18 protein-coding genes and 1 other annotated feature are annotated in these 21,243 nt (G+C 35.0%); of the genes, 13 read left to right on the top strand and 5 right to left on the bottom strand.

Translation table 11 applies throughout. The annotated features are described in order from the left end of the window. The first annotated feature begins 40 nt into the window (after positions 1–40). The 6 genes from E0D87_RS02030 (at position 41) to E0D87_RS02005 (ending at position 5,385) form a co-directional block, all read left to right on the top strand. Positions 41–862, top strand: a complete 822-nt coding sequence (locus tag E0D87_RS02030) for a Cof-type HAD-IIB family hydrolase (protein WP_130819173.1) — start codon at positions 41–43, stop codon at positions 860–862. Beyond that, the gene (locus E0D87_RS02025) at positions 855–1,646 is read left to right on the top strand and encodes an MBL fold metallo-hydrolase (RefSeq protein ID WP_130819172.1); all 792 of its coding nucleotides are present in this window, start codon (positions 855–857) and stop codon (positions 1,644–1,646) included. Before E0D87_RS02030 ends, E0D87_RS02025 begins: the two co-directional genes overlap by 8 nt. Next, complete coding sequence (locus tag E0D87_RS02020) at positions 1,646–2,455, top strand: tRNA 2-thiocytidine biosynthesis TtcA family protein (RefSeq protein WP_130819171.1); 810 nt, start codon at positions 1,646–1,648, stop codon at positions 2,453–2,455. Before E0D87_RS02025 ends, E0D87_RS02020 begins: the two co-directional genes overlap by 1 nt. Beyond that, positions 2,452–3,333, top strand: coding sequence for an undecaprenyl-diphosphate phosphatase (locus E0D87_RS02015; RefSeq protein ID WP_130819170.1), 882 nt, complete (start codon positions 2,452–2,454; stop codon positions 3,331–3,333). The genes E0D87_RS02020 and E0D87_RS02015 overlap by 4 nt, the downstream gene beginning before the upstream one ends. Next, positions 3,333–3,887 carry a DNA-3-methyladenine glycosylase I gene (locus E0D87_RS02010; protein WP_130819169.1) on the top strand — a complete coding sequence of 185 codons (555 nt, stop codon included), beginning with the start codon at positions 3,333–3,335 and terminating at the stop codon, positions 3,885–3,887. Before E0D87_RS02015 ends, E0D87_RS02010 begins: the two co-directional genes overlap by 1 nt. Positions 3,888–3,996: 109 nt before the next feature. After that, positions 3,997–5,385, top strand: a complete 1,389-nt coding sequence (locus E0D87_RS02005) for a Na+/H+ antiporter NhaC family protein (RefSeq protein WP_130819168.1) — start codon at positions 3,997–3,999, stop codon at positions 5,383–5,385. Positions 5,386–5,533: 148 nt separating this feature from the next. Here E0D87_RS02005 and gltS read toward each other — a convergent pair whose 3' ends face one another. Next, on the bottom strand, positions 5,534–6,712 hold the full coding sequence (gene gltS / locus E0D87_RS02000) for a sodium/glutamate symporter (RefSeq protein ID WP_130819167.1): 1,179 nt from the start codon (positions 6,710–6,712) through the stop codon (positions 5,534–5,536). 224 nt (positions 6,713–6,936) lie between these two features. Between gltS and E0D87_RS01995 the strand changes: the two genes are divergently transcribed. The 5 genes from E0D87_RS01995 (at position 6,937) to brnQ (ending at position 12,258) form a co-directional block, all read left to right on the top strand. Next, positions 6,937–7,836: a YveK family protein gene (locus E0D87_RS01995; RefSeq protein ID WP_130819166.1), complete on the top strand. Its 900-nt coding sequence runs from the start codon at positions 6,937–6,939 to the stop codon at positions 7,834–7,836. Continuing rightward, positions 7,829–8,488: a CpsD/CapB family tyrosine-protein kinase gene (locus E0D87_RS01990; protein ID WP_130819165.1), complete on the top strand. Its 660-nt coding sequence runs from the start codon at positions 7,829–7,831 to the stop codon at positions 8,486–8,488. Before E0D87_RS01995 ends, E0D87_RS01990 begins: the two co-directional genes overlap by 8 nt. Beyond that, positions 8,488–8,925, top strand: coding sequence for an SH3 domain-containing protein (locus E0D87_RS01985; RefSeq protein ID WP_130819164.1), 438 nt, complete (start codon positions 8,488–8,490; stop codon positions 8,923–8,925). Before E0D87_RS01990 ends, E0D87_RS01985 begins: the two co-directional genes overlap by 1 nt. 136 nt (positions 8,926–9,061) lie before the next feature. Next, positions 9,062–10,486 carry a 6-phospho-beta-glucosidase gene (locus tag E0D87_RS01980; RefSeq protein ID WP_130819163.1) on the top strand — a complete coding sequence of 475 codons (1,425 nt, stop codon included), beginning with the start codon at positions 9,062–9,064 and terminating at the stop codon, positions 10,484–10,486. A 136-nt stretch (positions 10,487–10,622) separates the two neighbouring features. Then, positions 10,623–10,849: a binding site (T-box leader), on the top strand. Positions 10,850–10,914: 65 nt separating this feature from the next. Continuing rightward, positions 10,915–12,258, top strand: a complete 1,344-nt coding sequence (gene brnQ, locus E0D87_RS01975; protein ID WP_130819162.1) for a branched-chain amino acid transport system II carrier protein — start codon at positions 10,915–10,917, stop codon at positions 12,256–12,258. A 49-nt stretch (positions 12,259–12,307) separates the two neighbouring features. Here the strand turns inward: brnQ and E0D87_RS01970 are convergent, their stop codons facing one another. The 4 genes from E0D87_RS01970 to E0D87_RS01955 all read right to left on the bottom strand — a co-directional run bounded on the left by E0D87_RS01970 (position 12,308) and on the right by E0D87_RS01955 (position 16,051). Further along, on the bottom strand, positions 12,308–13,528 hold the full coding sequence (locus E0D87_RS01970; protein WP_130819161.1) for a diphosphate--fructose-6-phosphate 1-phosphotransferase: 1,221 nt from the start codon (positions 13,526–13,528) through the stop codon (positions 12,308–12,310). Between the two features lie 135 nt (positions 13,529–13,663). Beyond that, positions 13,664–15,508, bottom strand: a complete 1,845-nt coding sequence (locus E0D87_RS01965; RefSeq protein WP_130819160.1) for a heavy metal translocating P-type ATPase — start codon at positions 15,506–15,508, stop codon at positions 13,664–13,666. Between the two features lie 6 nt (positions 15,509–15,514). Continuing rightward, positions 15,515–15,739 (bottom strand): cation transporter, encoded by a 225-nt coding sequence (locus tag E0D87_RS01960; protein WP_130819159.1) that lies wholly within the window; start codon positions 15,737–15,739, stop codon positions 15,515–15,517. A 9-nt stretch (positions 15,740–15,748) separates the two neighbouring features. Further along, entirely contained in the window at positions 15,749–16,051 is a 303-nt protein-coding gene (locus E0D87_RS01955) for an ArsR/SmtB family transcription factor (RefSeq protein ID WP_130819158.1), read from the bottom strand. Positions 16,052–16,235: 184 nt separating this feature from the next. Here E0D87_RS01955 and uvrB point away from each other — a divergent pair, with 184 nt between their 5' ends. Both uvrB and uvrA read left to right on the top strand, forming a co-directional pair. After that, the gene (uvrB, locus tag E0D87_RS01950) at positions 16,236–18,206 is read left to right on the top strand and encodes an excinuclease ABC subunit UvrB (protein ID WP_130819157.1); all 1,971 of its coding nucleotides are present in this window, start codon (positions 16,236–16,238) and stop codon (positions 18,204–18,206) included. Continuing rightward, positions 18,203–21,022 carry an excinuclease ABC subunit UvrA gene (gene uvrA, locus E0D87_RS01945; protein WP_130819156.1) on the top strand — a complete coding sequence of 940 codons (2,820 nt, stop codon included), beginning with the start codon at positions 18,203–18,205 and terminating at the stop codon, positions 21,020–21,022. Before uvrB ends, uvrA begins: the two co-directional genes overlap by 4 nt. Positions 21,023–21,243: the final 221 nt, after the last annotated feature.

Genomic DNA, 21,243 nt, shown 5'->3' with positions numbered 1-21,243 from the left:
TGTAGGGAAACTTACACTTTTTTTAAACTAAAGGAGCATTATGAAGAAGAATATTAAGTTAATTATATTTGATGTCGATGGGACTTTAATAAATGATGATAAAAAAATAATTAGTGAAAATATAGAAGTTATAAAAAAATTAAGAGATAAAGGCATAAAGGTAGTTCTAAATTCAGGTAGAACCTTTAATGCCATGTGGAAGATGAGACAAGCTTTAGGTCTAATGGATTTTGATGATTATAGTATCTGCGGGACTGGAGCTTTCATTAGAAGAAACGCCGATGGCAAGGCTATAGTTTCAAATCCAATAACAGAGAAAGATTATAACAGGATAACTTCTCTATTAGATGGAGAAGATGTTCAAGTTTCAATCCATACCAAAAACTATCTTTATCTTAATGAAGAGAAACCTAATAGAGGTTTTTTGGTAGATCAAGAGCAAGTAGGTCTTGCTTGGTTAAAGTTTGAAAAATTTAGCGATATAGAAGATGGAATTTCAAGGATAGCACTCGCGGCAGAACCAGAAGTTTTAGATAGAATATATAAAAAACATAAAAGAGAGCTTGAAAAAGATTACAAGCTAATGAGAAATGAAGTTCATATCTTGGAGATATTAAATAAAAATGCTGGTAAATCTGAAAGTCTAAAAAAACTTTTAGATATCCTTGATATGGATAGCGAAGAGGTCATGTATTTTGGCGATGGAATGAATGATGTAAAAAGCCTAGAGCTTGCTGGTGTGGGTGTTGCCATGGGTTCTGGGAAAAAAGAGGCTAAAGATGCGGCAGATTATGTTATTGGTGACAATAACGAGCCATCTATAGCTAAATTTCTTAGGGAGTATTTTTCTCTATATGAGTAAGTTTGTAACCCTATCATCAGGATCTTCTGGCAACTGTTCCTTTATAGAACATAAGGGGGTTAAAATTCTCATAGATGCTGGATTTTCAGGAAAGAAAATAGAAGGTCTAATGTCAAAAGTTGGGGAGAAGGCATCTGATTTAGATGCTATATTTTTAACTCACGAGCATAACGACCATGTTCAAGGAGCAGGAGTTTTATCAAAGAGATTTAATATTCCGATATATGCCAATGCTGGAACATGGAGGGGATTTTCCCAAAAAGCGAAAAGATTAAAAGAAGAAAATATCAAAATATTTAAGACGAATGAGTTTCTCAACTTTAAATCCATGGATATCTTGCCAATAGCTATCCATCACGATGCCAATGAACCTTGCGGCTATGTGTTCTATCTAGGAAATAAAAAAGTAACCATCTTATCTGATACAGGTCTTGTAGATGAGAAAATGGCCTACGAGATAAAGGGCTCTGATATTTACTATATGGAGGCCAACCACGATCTTGAAGCACTAAAGATTGGTCCTTATCCTTACAATCTCAAACTAAGGGTTATGGGAAATATGGGACATTTATCCAATGATCAATCAGCTGAGGCATTGGCAGATGCCTTAGTGGGCAAGGAAGAATACGTATTTTTATCTCATTTGTCAGATACAAATAATACACCCGAACTTTCAAGACTAACCGTAGACAATTATTTGACTAAGATGGGTCTTGATACAAACAAAGATATAAAACTGGAGGTTTGCGAGAGATACGAGCCTTCTAAAATAGTGGAGTTATAATGGATATTGTAGAAATAGAAAGATCGATAATAAAAAAATATAGAAAAGAAATTTGGTCTCCTTTTATAAAGGCAGTCAAAGAATTTTCTCTAATAAATGAAGGAGATAAGGTAGCCGTTGCCATATCCGGTGGGAAAGATTCCCTACTTTTGGCAAAACTGATAGAAGAGCTACATAAACATTCCAAGGTCAAATTTGATGTAGAATATATCTGTATGGATCCTGGCTATGATAAGGAAAATAGAGATCAGCTTGAAAAAAATTTAGCCTACCTCAAAATTCCTGCGAATATTTATGATTCACAAGTATTTGAAGTAGCTGAGACAATCACCAAGGGAGATTATCCATGTTATATGTGTGCAAGGATGAGAAGGGGATTTCTTTATGCCAAGGCAAAAGAGCTTGGTTGTAACAAGGTTGCACTAGGCCATCATATGAATGATGTAATTGAAACAACAATGATGAATGTCTTATATGCTGGCAATTTTAAAACAATGAAACCTAAGCTAGTTGCTCAAAACTTTGATGATATGCAGCTTATTAGACCTTTATACTATGCTCACGAAGATGACATAAAAAGGTGGAGAGACTATGTAGATCTTGTTGCCCTAAACTGTGCATGTACAGTTACAAAATCTAACGAATCCTACACCAGAAAAAAAGTAAAAGAGTTAATAAGTGATTTGAAAAAAGACAATCCAGATGTAGAAAAGTCAATCCTAAGATCAGCAGAGAATGTAAATTGCGATATGGTTTTAGGTTATCAAATTGGAGGAGAAAAACATTCTTTCATGGAGGAATTTGAATGATAGTAGATTTTTTAAAAGTTCTTATCCTTTCTATAGTTGAAGGGGTAACAGAATTCTTGCCAGTATCATCTACTGGCCACTTGATTTTAGTAAATCAATTTGTAAAACTAGAACCAGAAGGCTTTTCCAATGCCTTTAATGTAATAATCCAACTAGGGGCAATTCTTTCAGTTGTAGTTATCTATTTTAAAAGACTCAACCCTTGGGATTTAGAAAAAACTGAAAGATACTTTCCTAAAAATTATGATAATTTAAACAAGCAATCGAGAGCATATTACAGGTTAACTCATCCAGACAAAAAAACAATGGAGCTTTGGAAAAGAGTAATAGTAGGAATCCTGCCAGCTATGGCATTGGGTCTATTATTTGATGATCTAATAGATGAATATCTCTTTAATCCAATGGTTGTAGCAGCTATGCTCCTAATATGGGGCCTAATTATAATATTTGTCGAGAAAAGAAATAGAAACAACAAAGGATTTAGGCATGATAATATTGCCATGGTTCCTTACAAAACTGTACTTGCTATTGGATTTTTCCAAACTTTGGCAATGATTCCGGGAACAAGTAGGTCAGCGGCTACAATTATGGGAGCAATGATCTTAGGATTGTCACGTTCAGCTGCGGCAGAGTTTTCATTCTTCCTAGCAATTCCAACTATGCTTGGAGCAACCCTCCTAAAAGTAGTAAAGAACTTCTCAGGATTTAGTGGATATCAATGGGGACTAATCCTTCTTGGTATGGTTCTAAGTTTCCTAGTAGCTTATATAGTTATCAAGAAATTCATGGAATATATCAGGAACAACGACTTCATTCCTTTTGGTATCTATAGAATAATCCTTGCTATTGTAGTATTTATATACTTTGCCCTTATCTAATGAAAAAAAGATGTGAATGGGTAAAATCAGAAATCCTAAAAGCCTACCACGATGAGGAATACGGTCTTAGAAATCATGATGATTCCTATCTTTTTGAAATGTTAGTTTTAGAATTCATGCAGGCTGGTCTTAGCTTTGAAACAATTTTAAAGAAAAGAGAAGCTATGAGAGAGGCTTTTGATGGATTTTCTTATGAGAAAATTGCCCAATATGACGAAGAAAAGATTGAAGAACTTTTATCTAATGAGAATATAATAAGAAATAAACTGAAAATAAAAGCTTTAGTTAAAAATGCTAGAGCCTTTATAAAAACAAGAGAAGACTTTTCCTCTTTTGATAAATATTTAGAAACTTATGTAAAAGAACCGATTGACTATAAAAGAAGAGATGGACAAGTGATTTGTGAAAGTGACCTTTCTAAGAAACTTGCTAAAGATATGAAGAAAAGGGGTTTCTCCTTTGTAGGACCTACTATTATCCACTCCTTTATGGAAGCAGTCGGTCTAGTAAATTGCCACCTAGAAACTTGCTTTAGGCATGAAGAGGTAAAATAAAGTAGACAAAAGCTAAGCTTAGGCTTAGCTTTTTTTAAGAAAATTTAGGATATTGCTAATTATTAAAAAATTTTATAATGGCGAAAAGTAATCATAAAAAGAGGTGAAGATGAAAAAAGTTGAGAAAATTTCAGGAAAGGCACTAATACCCTTTTTAGTTTTTGTTAGTGTCTACTTAGTATCGGGGATAGTACTTCACTTAAGGGGAGTAGAAATGGCATTTTATCAATTGCCGGCACCGATTGCAGCTTTTATTGGGATAATAAGTGCGTTTTTATTATTTGAGGGAAGTATAGACGAAAAATTTGATAACTTGATAGAAGGATGTGGGGATTCTAACATTATTATAATGTGCTTGATTTACTTATTAGCAGGAGCTTTTTCCACCCTCGCGCAAGCTTCTGGAGGAGTAGATTCTGTGGTAGGCTTGGGTTTAGCCTTTATTCCGTCTAGGTTTTTAACTGCAGGAATATTTTTGATAGCAAGTTTTATATCAATAGCCACAGGGTCATCTGTAGGAACTATCACAGCCTTAGGACCAATAGCGGTAGGATTAACTGAATCAAGCGGAATAAACCTAGCAATGGTACTTGGAGCCTTGGTCGGCGGAGCAATGTTTGGAGACAATCTATCCATTATTTCTGATACTACAATAGCAGCAACTAGGACCCAAAACTGCGATATGAAAGATAAGTTTAGGATGAATATCAAACTAGCCCTACCAGCTGGAATAATAACATTTATTCTACTTATTATCTTTGGATCACCAGAAATACAGGCTAGCCAGTCTCAGAAAAGTTATGCAATCTTAGATGTAATTCCGTATCTATTTGTTCTAGTATTTGCCTTAATGGGTGGAAATGTATTCTTAGTTTTAACAGGTGGGATTGCCCTTTCTTCTCTTTTATTACTAATAAAAAACGGATTTGATCTATTAGTCCTATCCCAAACAATATGGGAAGGCTTTACTGGAATGTTTGAAATATTCTTATTATCACTTTTAATAGGTGGCTTATCAAATATGGTCACCAAAGAAGGTGGGATAAACTGGATAATTTCAAAAATTAATAAATTTGCAAAGGGAGAAAAATCCGGCGAACTTGGAATAGCGGCTCTTGTATCCATGGTAGATATTGCTGTTGCTAACAACACAGTTGCAATAATTATATCTGGACCAATTGCCAAGAAAATGTGCAAGGAATATAAGATAGATCCTAGAAGAAGTGCATCATTGTTAGATAGTTTTTCTTGCGTATTTCAAGGTTTGGCGCCATATGCAGCTCAAGTACTTATTGCAGCAGGCTTTAGTAATGGAGCGGTTGCCCCATTCCAGTTGATGCCATATTTTTGGTACCAATTTATCCTAGGAGCAATAGCTATTATTTCTATATTTATTCCTTTTACAAGTCCAAAAGATAAGTGGAACTTTACCTATGATATGCCAGAATCAAAAGTTAAAGCATATATTAGTAATTTAGAAGATAACCGAAAAGCTTAGTTAGACCTAAATATATTTTATTAGATCCCCCCTAGAAAAGATAATAATTTTTTTAACTTATAAAAAAACAACCCTGTCATCAAGCTATGACATATAGGGTTGGTTTTCTTTTGTTTTTTTATTTATAAAAATACCTAACTAGATAGAGTTATCCAAAGATATTTATAAAAAATGTTATAACTATCGGATTTGTGAGGTTTACTGCTATAGCAAGGACTATGGGAAAGACGAACATTGCCATATCTGCAGGGCCTTTTTCTTCTATAATCGCTTCCATATTTGCCATGGCATTTGGAGTTTGACCAAGCCCTACTCCGCAATGACCTGCTGCCATTACAGCACTGTCATAATCTTTGCCACACAATCTAAAGGTCACAAGACTTGTATAGATTGCAATAAATATCGCCTGAGCTACGAGGATTACAAACATTTGACCTGCTAGAGATGCAATCGCAGCTATATTTAGGTTAATTAAAGCAAGGGATAAAAATAAATTTAGGGAGATATTTCCTACTATATTTATATTCTTCATATCTATATCTTTTTTCAAAGAATCGTAGATATTTCTAACTATAAGACCCCCAAATTGGCAGCCAACATAATAAGGAAAGCTTAGGGGAGTGAGTTTTAGAATTTTGTTTATAAATGTTCCTAAAAATGCGGATAGACCGATAATAACAATTGCTCTCATCAAAGAATTTTGATCGATATTTTTTATATTTATATCTTCTTTTTTGATATCGAGAGATCCAACGCTTTTTAAATTGTATTTATTTATTAGTCTCTTTGCAATAGGTCCTCCTACGAGAGATCCTACCAAAAGTCCAAAGGTCGCAGCTGCTACTCCTATTGAAGTATTATTACTTGCTCCCATTCCTTCCATTATTTTTCCAAAAGATATGGCAGATCCAATTCCGCCTGTCATTGAGGTTGATCCCATGGCTACTCCGTGGAGAGGATTGATACCTAAAAGGATTGATAGGCCAACTGCAACTACATTTTGTAGGGGAAGTAGAATAATGATTGCAATAGCTAGTTTAAGTCCAAGAAATCCAGCTTTTTTGAGAGATTTAAAGGAGCAACTTAATCCTATTGCTGCAAAGAAAATATTCATGAAGAAGTCTTGGAGAATATTATCAAAGCTAAAATCGTATGAAAAACTTCTTTTTGCAATAAAAACGAGAATACTTATAAAAAGTCCACCTATAACTGGCGATGGGATAAAAAACTTCCTAAAAAAGTCGAATTTGCCTTTGATAAAAACTCCGATTAGGTAAGCTATTATCGCAAGTCCTAGGGACTCTAAGATGTCTAATTCTATTTGCATATGTAATGGTTCCTTTCTTTTATATTGAATTAATATATACTTATCTTTTGCTTTTGGCAAGATAGAATGACTAAAGAATTATTAAAAATCAAATGTTTCCTTGCTTATAAGATGAAAAATGTTATATAATAGGCTAAGGAGAGTGCTTATTTTAAATAAGTAAGTATATTTACAGATTATATAATGAGAAATTTTATAAAAGCACTAAAATTTTGGAGGTAAATATGAAGGAAAAAAGATCGCTGTTTAGTGCTATTCCGCTGGGTCTTATTTGTGGAATAGTGGCGGCTGTTTTATTTTACTTTGCCCTAAGTTATTCGAATTTTAATGAGTATAAGGCAAAGTCTAAGATAATTACAACAAGCCTAGAAGAAGTTGAAAAAGATACTGATGAGTCAAGTGTATATGCTGCAACAATCAATTCTAACAAGATTAAAAAAGCTGTGATAGATAATTTGGGTATAGATATGTCACTTGGAATATTGGATACAAAGCTTAGCATAGATCCAATTGAAAAGAGCCCAATTATAGACATCGTTGTTGTAGATACCAACAAACAAAGAGCAGAAGACTTGGCAGATGAGTATGCAGATTTATCTGTTAGAGTTATAAATAATATCTATGGCAAGGATGCCCAAGTTATGGAATATTCCTACCAAGCAGCAGGTAGAGTAAACAATGGATATATATACGCGGCTATAGTTGGGGCTGCTGTTTTCATCTTAGTAAGCCTTATCAATATGATTAGGATTAACTCATATAACAACAAAGTCTTAGCAGCAAATTATACAATGCCAGAAGAAGTAGCTAAGGATGATAGGATAACATTTAAAAAGGATGAGAACGAATACGACAAGGAAGTCCTAGACAATTCTTACGATGAAGAAGATTTTAAAGAAGTAAGCCCAGAAGATGAAATAGAAGAATATCAGACAAGTAAAATTGACATAGTTGATGATGAAGAAGATGATGATTATGGTGAGACTACTGTTATAGATAGTAGCGAGGTTCTTTCTAGTGTAGGCTATGAAGAATCAAATCAAAATGAAGAAGCCGAGGAAAAAGAATCATATCCAATCCTTGGCAAACTTCCACCATATACCAGAGGAGAATTAGATGTTTAGAAGAAAAGATGATGAGAAAAAAGAAATAGCTCTTCAAGCTTTTTACGACTTAGAAGATACTATAGTTAGAAATCTACTAGCAACTGACAAACTAATTGCCTTCACATCTACTAGTAATCACACCGACCAATTATTAAACATATATGTGATGGCAAAACACCTAGCAGAAGAAGAAAATAAAATTCTTCTAATAGATGCAAACCTAAGAGAACAGGAACTAGCTGATTTTCTAGGGAAAAATAAAGAAAGAGGCTTCATTGATGGAGTCCTTGGCGAATATACAAACGAAGATTTGATAATACCTGACGATAACATCAAAAACCTTGACCTTATGTTTACAGGAAAAGTCTCTGATTATGCAGATCAATTCCTAGAACCAAATGCAATCAGAAATTTCTTCTCTCAAGTCAAGGAAAAATACGATTATGTTTTTGTAAATACAACTGCCAACACAGGCATACCTGAGGCAAATATGTTTGCAGCCCTTTGTGATAAGACTGTATTATTTACAGCCTATGCTAACAAAGACAACGAAGTGTTTGACAATTCTATTAAAGAGCTTCAAAATGTTCATGCAAATATAATAGGAGTTGTAATTACAAACTATGTCTATAGTGAAAGAGAAGTAGAGGAAATGTTTGGAGAGATTTAATGAAAAAGAATAAAATTTTACTAATACTTGGACTAACAATTGTTTTAGCATCATGCTCAAATGATAGCTATGTTTCAAAACGTCACCCAGAAGGAGAGAGTGAAACACAAGTTAGCGAAGAAGAAAATACAGAAAAAAAAGAAGAAACAAAAGAAGACGCTAGCAAAGAAGAAGAAAATAAAGACGAAGAAATGATCTCAGAAGAAGAAAAAACAGATGAAGAATCTAGCGAAGATCCTGAAATGGATGGGGTCAACTACAAAGTAGAAGATGTAGTAAACATTAGACTATATCCAACAGAGGACTCTGATATAGTAGGAGAGGCTCACCCAGGAGATGAAATCCTATTTTTAGTAGAATCAGATGGCTGGTCAAGAGTAACTGTAAACGGTGTATCTGGATATATAAGAAATGACCTTTTGAAGGAAGTTGAATAATATAAAACACATAGCCAACCCTTTGGGTTGGTTTTATATTTATAAATATTAAATTAACTAGGTGAGTTTCATATCTTAATATTAGTATTTTGGTTTAATATATTTTGTATTAACCAGATGAAAATAAGGAGGAAAAATGACTTTAAAAAATGATTTTCTATGGGGAGGAGCTACTGCTGCCAACCAATGTGAGGGAGCATATAATGCTGACGGAAGAGGTCTTGCTAATGTAGACTTATGTCCAGTAGGAGAAGATAGGCTAGATATTATTACTGGAGAAAAAGAAGTTCATAACTTTGATGAGAAAAATTTCTATCCTGCTCAAGAATCTATCGATATGTATAACCACTATAAAGATGATATAGAGCTTTTTGCTGAGATGGGATTTAAGGCTTATAGATTTTCCATAGCTTGGACTAGAATATTTCCTAAGGGAGATGAAGATATTGCCAATGAAAAAGGTCTTAGGTTTTATGAAAAATTGATAGATGAATGTTTAAAATATGATATAGAACCTGTAATCACCCTGACTCACTTTGACTTTCCTATGCATCTTGTCCATAAATATGGAGGCTGGAGAAATAGGAAGGTAGTTGATTTTTATAAAAACTTTGTTAGGGTAGTTTTTGAAAGATTTAAGGGCAAGGTTAAATATTACCTTACCATTAATGAAATAAATATGGTTCTTGCAGCTCCTTTTATGGGAGCAGGTCTTGTTTTCTCTGAAGGAGAAAATAAAGAAGAAGCTATGTATAAGGCTGTTCATAATGAGTTTTTAGCCAGCGCCTATGCGACAAAAATAGCTCATGAAATAGATCCATCTATAAAGATAGGCTGTATGCTAAACTCTGGAGTGATCTACCCTGCAAGTGCAAGGCCTGAAGATATTTTTGAAGCTCAAAGAGTGGCTAGAGATAATTACTTCTTTACAGATGTTCAAGTTAGGGGATATTATCCAAGCTATAAGATTAAGGAGCTTGAAAGAAAGGGAATTCTTCCTGAAATTACTAAAGAAGATGAAAAGATTCTTAGGGAGAATCCAGTAGACTTTGTATCTATATCCTATTACACAACAAAGACAGTAACAAGTGATAGAAATGTTTCCTTATCCAAAGACAACCTCCAGGTAACCATTGATAATCCTTACTTGGACAAAACTGAATGGGGCTGGCAGGTAGATCCTCTAGGCTTTAGGACAACCTTAAATGAAGTTTACGACAGGTATCAAAAACCTATTTTTGTTGTAGAAAATGGCTTAGGAGCTAAAGATAATCCAGACGAAAATGGATATGTAGAAGATGATTATAGGATAGACTTTCTAAGAGAGCATATAAAAAATATGAAGGATGCTATAGAAATAGATGGGGTAGATGTGATTGGTTATACTACATGGGGACCAATAGACCTTGTTTCTGCAAGTACTGGAGAGATGAGCAAAAGATACGGCTTTATCTATGTCGACCGTGATGATTATGGAAAGGGAAGCCTTAAAAGATCTAAGAAAAAGTCCTTTGCTTGGTATAAAAAAGTAATAGCTACAAATGGAGAAGATTTGTCTTAAAGAATTTATAAATATAAGTCTATTTTACTCTACGGTCTAAAATAGACTTATTATATTAAAATAAATGTATTTTTATATAAAATAAATTTGACAAAGTAAAGTAATGCACTTATAATAAAGCTAACAATAATTATTTAGAAAAATTACGAAAAAAAGAGTAGGCTTATCTACAAGCACAGAGAGTTGGAGTTTGGTGAGATCCATCCTTAGAAATAAGTTCGAAAATCATTTTTCTTTTGCATATCTGAACTAAGTAAGATGTGTCGCCATGGTTGGCGTTATCAAAACCCGGCATTGTTAGATGCTTGAGCGCTTATTTTATATAAGAATAAAGGTGGTAACGCGGATAATTTCGTCCTTTGTCTATTTGATAGACAAAGGACTTTTTTAATGGATAAATATTGTTAGAAATTTTATGGGAGGTAATTATGAAAAAATTAACTAGAAGTCAGTTTCTACAACTAAGCATAATGTTGTTTGGTTTGTTCTTTGGAGCAGGAAATCTAATTTTCCCACCTCTTTTGGGGAACAAAGCTGGTTCTGCTACTTTTATTTCTCTTATAGCTTTTTGCGTTACTGCTGTTTTATTTCCAGTCTTGGGGGCAATAGTAGTCGGAAAAACTAATGGTTTGTCTAACCTAGCAAAAAGAGTTGGACCTGTGTTTTCTGTAGTATTTACAACAGCTATATACCTATCAATTGGACCAGGACTTGGCATACCACGTGCTGGATCTGTACCATTTGAGATGGCTATAGCTCCATATGTGCCAGAAACATTAAACTTAAATATAGTAAGATTTGTTTATACTTTGGTATTTTTTACAATAGCACTTCTAATCTGTCTTAAACCAAATAAGTTGGTAGAAAGAGTGGGGAAATTCCTTACACCTACACTTTTACTTATGATACTTTTCATGTTTGTAAGAATTGTTATGATGGATAAAAATATAGCAGCTCCTAGTGGAGATTATCTAAAAGCCCCAGTCACTAAAGGATTTTTGGCAGGATATGAAACAATGGATGCTGTAGCTGCCCTAAACTTTGGCTTTGTAATAGCTCAAGCTATAAAAAGATTTGGTGTAGAAGATGAAAATGAAGTAACTAGATACGAAATAAAGGCTGGACTTTTGGCTGGATCTGTTTTATTTCTAGTATATGCCATGCTAGCAAGTATTGGTATGATAGGGTCTCAGAAATTCGCAGGGGCAGAAAACGGCGCCCAAGTGTTGAGCGGATCTATAAAATTAGTCTTAGGTGACTTTGGCTTGGTATTATTAGCATTTATTTTTACCCTCGCTTGCCTTACAACATGTGTTGGACTAATAACAAGTGGTGGAGAATATTTTGAGAAGTTATTTAACAACAAACTATCATACAGAGCTTGGGTTTATATATGGACTTTATTCTCATTTGTAATGGCAAACTTTGGTCTAAACAAGCTTTTAGCATTTTCAGTGCCACTTTTACAAATCATATATCCAGTTGCCCTTGTCCTAATAGTAATGGGTATAAGCCACAAATACTTAAACTATTCGAAAGTTTCTTATGTATCATCAGCAGTAGTTTCCGTAGGACTTCCACTAGTTGAAGTCTTGGATAAAACATTCCATATAAAATTTGGCTTTGTAACAAACTTTGTAAAATCACTAGCCCTATACGAAGAGGGACTAGCTTGGCTACTGCCAACTATCTTTGTATTGGTACTTACAAGTTTGGTAGTAAAGGTAATGGAAAGTTTCATAGAAGTAGATAAAATCAGACAAAAATATTAAAAGAAAAGTGACTTAATTTGGGAAAACCTAAATCAAGTCACTTTTTAATTTATTTTGTAAAGTCTGTAAGGTTGATATATACTGGCATGCCGTTTTCGTAGTTTTGTTCTATCTCGCCTTGGATTAGGGGTAGGGCGTAGGTTGTTATATTTTCTTCTAGGGTTTTTTTATCGGCTAGCCAACTTGCTGGGATTTTCATTTCTTTGTTTGCTATCAGATCTGGTTCTACTTCTGTGTAGAATGTTTGGTAGGCATATCCTTCTTTTCTTCTTAGGACAGGGATTAGGTTTGTAGATTTCACTCCTAAATCTAAGGCTCTGTAGCCTAAGTTAAAGGCTTCTTTGGCATCTGTTTTGGATATTACTGGAGAAGTTCTTTGAACGATGTTTAGCTCAACTGCCCTTGTTTTTACTCCGAGTTTTTCTCTAAGATAGTCTGCTAATCTTTGAGCGACTCCGCTTACGATTGGGTGGTTGAAGCCATCATCTGAGTTGGCAAACATTTGTTTATCAAGGAAAGAATCTGTATCTCTAAAGCCTTCTGCCATAGCGATTACGAGATTTTTTTCTGTTTGCATTTGTTTTTTGATATCATTTGTAATCTCATCAAGAGATTCTTTCTCTTCTGGAACATATACTAGGTTTACTATTTCTTTGTGAGCTTCATAGTTTGAAATTAGAGATGAAGCGGCAAGCCATCCAGCGTGTCTTCCCATGATTTCAACTATGGTGATTGATTCTAGGTCATAGATATCTACGTCATTTCTGATATTTCTTAGGGTGTTTGCTATGTATTTGGCAGCTGATCCAAAGCCTGGAGAGTGATCCATACCATTTAGGTCGTTATCTATTGTCTTAGGACAACCAACAATATTTATTCCTTCGATATTGTGTTTGTTTATGTACTCGTTTAGTTTCTTTACTGTATCCATGGAGTCATTTCCTCCGATATAGACAAAAACGCCAATTTCTTTTTCTTTAAGGAAGGTAAAGATTTTTTCGTAAATTTCATCTTCTATATCACTTGGTAGCTTATACCTACAAGATCCTAGGATAGATGAAGGGCGAGCCATTAGCTTATCCATAGCTTTTGTTTTCTTGAATTTCTTTTGGTCAACTTCCTTGATATTATTGTTTAGGATTCCCTCGATGCCGTTTAGGCTAAGGTAGATTTTGTCGAAATTATTGTCTATTCCTGCTTGGATTACACCTGCAAGGGATGAATTTATTACGCTTGTTGGACCACCAGATTGAGCAACTATACAGTTCATTTATTTCTCCTTACTTGCTAGAATTTTGCAAAGTTTTTATATTATATCTTGCTTTATGTAGTATTATATCAAAAATTACCTATAAGTAAAAAATTATACAAAAAAACCTAAAATCCTGAGATTTTAGGTAAAAATTTATATTTTCTTTTGAAGGATTCTCATTGCCCACAAGACTGCAATTATTGTAACTCCAACATCTCCTATTACAGCTAGCCACATATTAGCGTGACCAAACAAACCTAAGATTAGGATTATAATTTTAACCGCCATTATGAAAATCACGTTTTGTCTTACTGTAGAGTTTGTTAGTTTAGATATTTTCATAAGTCTTTCTATTTGACTAAATTCGCCGTTGGTTATGAGGATGTCTGATGATTCTATGGCAAGGTCACTTGCACTTTCTCCCATTGATATACCGACATCAGCATTTTTTAAAACTGGGGCATCATTTATACCATCACCTACAAATACGCATTTCTTACCTTTTTCTTGGTAAGTTTTCATGATTTGAAGTTTTTCATCAGGCATGACTTCTGGATATGATTTGTCAAGCTCAAGCTTATTTGCAGTAGCTTCTACTGCGGCATTGCTATCACCAGATACTATTGCTATTTCTTTGAAGTCATTTTTTAGACTTTCTATAGTTTCTTTAGACTTACTTTTAATTTCATCTTCTACGAATACACTGGCTGATAGCTTGCCATCTATAGCTAGATATATAGCTCTTTCGTTATTTTCATCAATGCCAAGGTATTTGGCTGATCCTACCTTTACTTCTTTGCCTGTTTTAGTCCTAGCACGAACTCCCAATCCTTTTTCATTTTTAACTTCTTCAAAGATTTCTCTATCTTCTGTTCTGTCTAGGTCTTTTACTATACCTTTTGCGATTGGGTGGGTAGACATTAGCTCGATATTGTAAAGGTAGTCTAAGACTTCTTCTTTGTCAAATCCTTCTTCGATTTCGATATTCTTTATTTTAAACTCGCCTGTTGTTAGGGTTCCTGTCTTATCGGTTAGAAGGACCTCTGCCTTATCAAGGATCTCGAAATATTGACTTCCTTTGATTAAAATTCCGTTTTTACTAGAAAGCCCCAATCCTGACATAAAGGATAATGGAACTGATAATACCAAGGCACAAGGACAAGATAAAACTAAAAATGTCGCTGCACGGAGCAAGTAATCTTGCCACATTCCTCCAAAAAATAGGGGAGGAACTATAGCTAAGATTAGGGCAAGTCCAACTACAATTGGCGTATATACCCTAGCAAATCTTGTTACAAATTTTTCGCTATCTGATTTGCTTGATGCAGAATCTTCGATTAGTTCCATAATTTTTGCAGCAACGGAATCGTCAAATTCTTTGAGCGCCTCGATTTTTATTATGCCATCTTTGACTATAGATGAAGAAATAACTTCGTCATCAACATCTACTTCGACAGGCATGGATTCTCCTGTAATTGATGAAGTATCTAGGCTGGCATTTCCTTCGATTACTTTTCCATCTACTCCAATTTTTTCACCGTCACGGACTAGGAGAATATCGCCAATTTCTATGTCATCTAGGTCAATTTCTGTAACAGATCCGTCCTCTAAGACCTTGTTTGCAGTATCAGGTACTAGGTCTAGGAGGGATTTGATATTTTCTCTTGACTTATGAGTTGCAATATCTTCGAAAAGTTCACCGAATGAATAAAACAGCATAACCGCCACAGCTTCTAGGTACTCACCTATTAAAAACGCCGTAATAGTTGCAACTGCCATGAGGAAGTTCTCATCCATGGCAGATCCTCTTTTGAGATTCTTAAAGGCATTTATCAAAACTTCTTTGGCAGATAATATATATATTAATAAAAATCCCCATTTTCTTAAACTGCCTAGGTAGAAAAACCTAGATGATACTTCTAAAACAAGAGCCATCAGGGCCAAGACTATGAGGTTTAACAGAGTCTGTTTGTGCTCTTTAGTCATACTTTTAAACATAATATCCTACTTTGCAATGATTTTTGAACCTGGCTCGATTTTGTCAGCTATTTTGTTACACATATCTAAGATTTCATCGACATTTGCATCGTCAGCTAGGTCGAGCTTAACTTTTTCTGTCAAAAATGACACATTAGCATCATTTACGCCAGCTAAATTTTTGATTTCTTCTTCGATTTTGTTTCCACAATTAGCACAAAGTAATCCTTCTATCTTAAATTTCTTTTTCATAATATCTCCTTATTCTTCTATATGTTCTAGTCCCGTTTTTATAATTATTTTAACATGATCGTCTGCCAAATAATAGAGCATGCTCTTACCATTTCTCCTGCTTTTGACAAGGTTAGACTCCTTTAGATATTTGAGTTGGTGAGAAATAGCTGATTGGCTCATATCAAGGCTTGTTGCGATTTGTCCAACACTTACTTCACCATCAAAGAGCTTATACATGATTTTCATACGGGTTGAATCTGAAAAGACCTTAAACAAATCTGCTAGGTCAATCAGAGTTGTCTCATCAATGTTATTTAAAGAATAACTCATGCGTCCCCTTTCATATGAGTAACTGTTCATATGATTATTATAACATGTTTGATAGCGTTGTCAATACCTAAAAATAAATTATTACTTATAATTTCTAGTAAAATACTAAGAATTGAAATTCAGGGCAAAATTAGTATATTTATATAGCAAGAATAACTAGTTTTATATATAGAAAGAAGTTTTTATGAAGTTTGAATTAAATTCAGAATATAAACCAAGAGGCGACCAGCCTTATGCTATAGAAAAATTATCGAAAGGAATTGAAGATGGAGACCACCACCAAATCCTCCGTGGAGTAACAGGTTCTGGAAAGACCTTTACCATGGCAAATATTATCCAAAATGTGCAAAGACCAACCCTTGTTCTTGCTCACAACAAGACTTTGGCATATCAGCTTTTTACAGAGTTTAAGGAATTTTTCCCAAATAATGCGGTTGAATATTTCGTATCATATTATGATTATTACCAACCAGAAGCTTATGTGGCAGCAACTGATACTTACATAGCAAAGGATTCTTCTATAAACGATGAGATAGATAAGATGAGACATTCTGCTACTATGGCTCTTTTTGAAAGAAGAGATGTAATTATCGTGGCAAGTGTTTCTTGTATATATGGCTTGGGAGATCCTATCGAGTACCAAAAGCTTGTAGTTTCTCTTAGACCTGGCCAAGAGATTAGTCCAGAAGATGTTATGAGAAAGCTAATAGATGTTCAATATGTAAGAAATGATGTTGAATTTACTAGGGGAACTTTTAGACGTAGGGGAGATATCCTAGATGTTTTCCCTGCAGGTTTTGACCAAAAGGCTATTAGATTTGAGTTTTTTGGAGATGAAATAGATCAGATATCTGAGTTTGATTCTCTAACCGGAAAGGTGACAGCAAGGATTAGCCACGCTTATATATATCCTGCCAGCCACTACGCTACATCTAGCGAGAAAACTGAGAAAGCTATTGTCTCTATAGAAGAGGAACTTGAAGAAAGATTAGCTGAGTTAAATAAGGAAAATAAACTCTTAGAGGCTCAAAGGCTTGAGCAAAGAACTAAGTATGATATAGAGATGCTTAGGGAAATTGGCTTTTGTTCAGGTATAGAGAACTACTCTAGACATTTAAGTCAAAGACCAGCAGGGTCTAGACCTTATACCTTGATAGATTATTTCCCAGAAGATTTTGTTTTAATGGTAGACGAATCTCACGTTTCTATTCCTCAAGTTGGTGGCATGTATGAGGGAGATAGGTCTCGTAAGCAAAACCTAGTTGACTATGGATTTAGGCTCCCATCAGCTCTTGACAATAGACCATTAAAGTTTCATGAGTTTGAAAAACTAATAAACCAAGCAGTTTATGTATCTGCAACCCCAGGGCCATATGAGATGGAAAAAACTAATGGCAAAATGGTCGATCAAATTATTAGACCAACAGGCCTATTAGATCCATTAATAGAAGTTAGACCTACAGAAAATCAAATAGATGATCTCATAGAAGAAGTCCACAAGACAATTGCCAAGAAGGAAAGAGTTCTTGTTACAACTCTAACCAAGAAAATGGCAGAAGATCTTACGACTTTCCTTCAAGAAAATGGAATCAAGGTCAAATACCTGCACTCAGATATCAAAACTATCGAAAGAAGTGAGATTATTAGAGAACTTCGTTTGGGAGAATTTGATGTTCTAGTTGGAATCAACCTCCTTCGTGAGGGACTAGATATACCAGAAGTATCCCTAATTACTATTCTAGATGCAGATAAGGAAGGATTCCTAAGATCTGAAACCTCCCTTATCCAAACTATCGGTAGAGCTGCGAGAAACTCTGAGGGTAGGGTAATAATGTATGGTGATCATATTACAAAATCTATGAAAAAAGCCATAGATGAAACAGAACGTCGTAGGAAAATCCAAGAAGACTTTAACGAAAAGAACGGCATAACTCCTACAACGATAAGGAAAAATATCGGTGAGATTATCCAAATCACCAAAAAGCAAGAAGAAGAGGAAATCGAAGAATTTAGCAAAGATGATATAGAAGCAATCTTGATTAATATGGAGGCTGAAATGTATAAGGCAGCAGAAGAGCTTGACTTTGAAAGAGCAGCCAACCTTCGTGATCAAATCAAGAATATGAAAGAGAATTTTACAGGAGTGATTAGTTGACAGAACACGACATTGTAATAAAAGGGGCAAGGACCAACAACCTAAAAAATGTCAACCTAACCTTGCCTAGAGATAAGATGATTGTATTTACAGGACTTTCTGGCTCTGGTAAATCAACCCTTGCATTTGACACAATCTATGCAGAAGGTCAGAGAAGATATGTAGAGAGTCTTTCATCTTATGCTAGACAATTTTTAGGAAACCTAGACAAACCGGATGTTGACTCTATCGAGGGACTTTCTCCTTCAATATCAATAGACCAAAAGACAACCAACAGAAACCCAAGATCAACTGTAGCGACAGTTACAGAAATCTATGACTATTATAGACTGCTGTATGCGAGAATTGGCGATGCCTATTGTCCAGTTTGTGGCAAACCAATCGAGGCTCAAACAGTAGATCAAATGGTAGATAAGATTATGGAGATGGAAGAAAGAACTAAGATTCAAATCCTTGCTCCAGTTATAAGAGGAAAAAAGGGTGCTCACAAGAAAGCCTTAGAAAATATCCAAAAAGATGGATTTGTTAGGGTGATGATTGATGGCGAGCGTTACGATTTGGAAGAAGAAATCGACCTAAAGAAAACTAAGAAACACGATATATCAGTAATTGTCGATAGGATTATTATAAAAGAAGGCATCGAGGCAAGGCTTGCTGATTCCATAGAAACTGCCCTAAACCTTGCTGATGGTTTGCTTTTAGTAGATGTAATAGGCGAAGAACCGATATTGTTATCATCAAAACTAGCTTGTCCTGAAGGTCACGTTAGCCTACCAGAAATTACACCAAATATGTTCTCATTTAACGCTCCAATAGGAATGTGTCCTGATTGTAACGGACTAGGATTTCATTTGCAGGTAGATAAGGATTTAGTTTTACCGGACTATGATCTATCAATTGAAAAGGGTGCGGTAGAACCCTACTCTGGATCTGGCAAGGGCACATATTATTATGAGATAATTAGAGCTATAGCCGATCATTATGATTTCCCATATGATAAGCCACTAAAAGATGCACCAAAGAAAATGATTGATGATATTTTATATGGAACCAAGTACGATTTGACTATAGTTTTTGATAGTCACTACTCAGGTAGGAAAAAATATAGGGGACCTTTTGAGGGAGCTATCAAAAATATTTACGATCGCTACCAAAGAACAGGTTCAGATGCTCAAAAGAAAAAGTTTAGGGAGTATATGTCTGAGGAAGAGTGCGATACCTGCCATGGCGATAGGCTAAAACCAGAAGTCCTTGCCATCAAAGTAGGAGATAAGAACATATCAGAGCTAACTCGTCTTTCAGTAGAAAAATCTGTAGAGTTTTTCGATAAGTTAGAGCTTTCTGAAATGAAGATGAAAATCGCAGAACTAATTGTAAAAGAGATAAAGGCGAGATTATCCTTCCTAAACGATGTAGGACTAACTTATCTAACTTTAAACAGAGCCGCTGGAACCTTATCTGGTGGAGAAAGTCAAAGGATAAGACTTGCTACACAAATAGGATCGGGTCTTGTTGGGGTTTGCTATGTCCTAGATGAGCCATCCATAGGACTTCACCAAAGAGACAATGACAAACTAATAGCTGCCCTAAGAAACTTAACCGACATTGGAAATACCTTAATCATTGTAGAACACGATGAAGATACCATGAAAGAGGCTGACTATATAGTAGATATCGGTCCAAAGGCAGGAGTCCATGGTGGAGAGATAGTTGCTGAAGGAAGCCTAAAAGATATCATGGCTGAGAAAAAATCAATAACTGGAGATTATCTAGCTGGCAGAAGAGAAATCCCAATCCCAACAGAAAGAAGAAAGGGAAAGGAATTTATAGAAATAAAGGGAGCGGCTGCCAACAACCTCAAGAATGTAAATGTCAAAATCCCTCTAGGAACTCTAACAACAGTAACAGGAGTATCAGGCTCTGGTAAATCTTCCCTAGTAAATGAGATTTTATATAAAACAGCTACAAAAAAAATAAACAAAACCAAAATAAGACCAGGCAAACACAAGGAGATCAAGGGGCTTGATAAAATAGATAAGGTAATAGCCATAGACCAATCTCCAATAGGTAGAACTCCAAGATCAAACCCAGCGACCTATACCAAGGTCTTTGACGGAATAAGAGATGTCTTCGCCATGACTAACGAAGCCAAGATGAAAGGTTATGACAAGGGAAGATTCTCCTTTAACGTCAAGGGAGGAAGATGTGAAGCGTGTAAGGGAGATGGAACAATCAAGGTGGATATGATGTTTCTACCGGATGTCTATGTTCCTTGCGAAGTCTGCCACGGCAAGAGATACAACAGAGAAACCCTAGAAGTAAAATACAAGGGCAAAGATATATCCGATGTTTTGAATATGACTGTAGAAGAGGGAATAGAATTTTTCCAAAACCATCCAACTATAGTTAGAAAACTACAAACCCTCTATGATGTAGGGCTTGGCTATATCAAAATCGGTCAACCATCCACAGAACTATCCGGAGGAGAAGCCCAAAGGGTAAAACTTGCAACAGAGCTTGCCAAGGTATCAACAGGAAAAACTTTGTATATCTTAGATGAGCCAACGACAGGTCTTCACATGGCAGATGTCCACAAGCTAATAGAAGTATTAAACAGGCTAGTAGATCAGGATAATACAGTTGTAGTTATAGAACATAACCTAGATGTAATCAAGGTTTCAGATAACTTGATTGACCTTGGGCCAGAAGGTGGAGATGGAGGAGGAGAACTTGTAGCAACAGGTACTCCAGAAGAAATATCCAAAATCAAAAAATCATATACAGGTCAATACCTAAAGAAAATACTAAAAAAATAGGGTTAAGAGAAATCTTAACTCTTTTTTTGTGAAGAAATTTAATCTATGAAACATTTACTAGGAAAATAAAATGATTTCATAAAGATTAAGAAAATTCAAGTATAATTGTTAATAATTGATGGTATTATTTAGCAAACTATGTTATAATAAAATTAATAAGGTAGGCTTTTATTAGACATATTGTAAGGCGCAATATATTATAAAAAAAGCCGTCGAAGACT

Source organism: Anaerococcus vaginimassiliensis (assembly GCF_900626155.1).
GTDB classification, from domain to species: Bacteria; Bacillota; Clostridia; order Tissierellales; family Peptoniphilaceae; genus Anaerococcus; species Anaerococcus vaginimassiliensis.
The sequence above is the reverse complement of the archived record's forward strand: the minus strand, read 5'-3'. Positions and strand labels throughout refer to the sequence as shown.

What these genes read in the sequence shown, in the direction of transcription:
- E0D87_RS02025 (WP_130819172.1), top strand. Translation starts at nt 855, where the DNA reads ATGAGTAAGTTTGTAACCCTATCATCAGGATCTTCTGGCAACTGTTCC.
- E0D87_RS01955 (WP_130819158.1), bottom strand. Translation starts at nt 16,051, where the DNA reads ATGAGTTATTCTTTAAATAACATTGATGAGACAACTCTGATTGACCTA.
- E0D87_RS01995 (WP_130819166.1), top strand. Translation starts at nt 6,937, where the DNA reads ATGAAGGAAAAAAGATCGCTGTTTAGTGCTATTCCGCTGGGTCTTATT.
- E0D87_RS02020 (WP_130819171.1), top strand. Translation starts at nt 1,646, where the DNA reads ATGGATATTGTAGAAATAGAAAGATCGATAATAAAAAAATATAGAAAA.
- E0D87_RS01980 (WP_130819163.1), top strand. Translation starts at nt 9,062, where the DNA reads ATGACTTTAAAAAATGATTTTCTATGGGGAGGAGCTACTGCTGCCAAC.
- E0D87_RS01990 (WP_130819165.1), top strand. Translation starts at nt 7,829, where the DNA reads ATGTTTAGAAGAAAAGATGATGAGAAAAAAGAAATAGCTCTTCAAGCT.
- E0D87_RS02015 (WP_130819170.1), top strand. Translation starts at nt 2,452, where the DNA reads ATGATAGTAGATTTTTTAAAAGTTCTTATCCTTTCTATAGTTGAAGGG.
- E0D87_RS01965 (WP_130819160.1), bottom strand. Translation starts at nt 15,508, where the DNA reads ATGTTTAAAAGTATGACTAAAGAGCACAAACAGACTCTGTTAAACCTC.
- E0D87_RS01970 (WP_130819161.1), bottom strand. Translation starts at nt 13,528, where the DNA reads ATGAACTGTATAGTTGCTCAATCTGGTGGTCCAACAAGCGTAATAAAT.
- E0D87_RS02030 (WP_130819173.1), top strand. Translation starts at nt 41, where the DNA reads ATGAAGAAGAATATTAAGTTAATTATATTTGATGTCGATGGGACTTTA.
- E0D87_RS01960 (WP_130819159.1), bottom strand. Translation starts at nt 15,739, where the DNA reads ATGAAAAAGAAATTTAAGATAGAAGGATTACTTTGTGCTAATTGTGGA.
- gltS (WP_130819167.1), bottom strand. Translation starts at nt 6,712, where the DNA reads ATGCAAATAGAATTAGACATCTTAGAGTCCCTAGGACTTGCGATAATA.
- E0D87_RS01985 (WP_130819164.1), top strand. Translation starts at nt 8,488, where the DNA reads ATGAAAAAGAATAAAATTTTACTAATACTTGGACTAACAATTGTTTTA.
- brnQ (WP_130819162.1), top strand. Translation starts at nt 10,915, where the DNA reads ATGAAAAAATTAACTAGAAGTCAGTTTCTACAACTAAGCATAATGTTG.
- E0D87_RS02005 (WP_130819168.1), top strand. Translation starts at nt 3,997, where the DNA reads ATGAAAAAAGTTGAGAAAATTTCAGGAAAGGCACTAATACCCTTTTTA.
- uvrB (WP_130819157.1), top strand. Translation starts at nt 16,236, where the DNA reads ATGAAGTTTGAATTAAATTCAGAATATAAACCAAGAGGCGACCAGCCT.
- E0D87_RS02010 (WP_130819169.1), top strand. Translation starts at nt 3,333, where the DNA reads ATGAAAAAAAGATGTGAATGGGTAAAATCAGAAATCCTAAAAGCCTAC.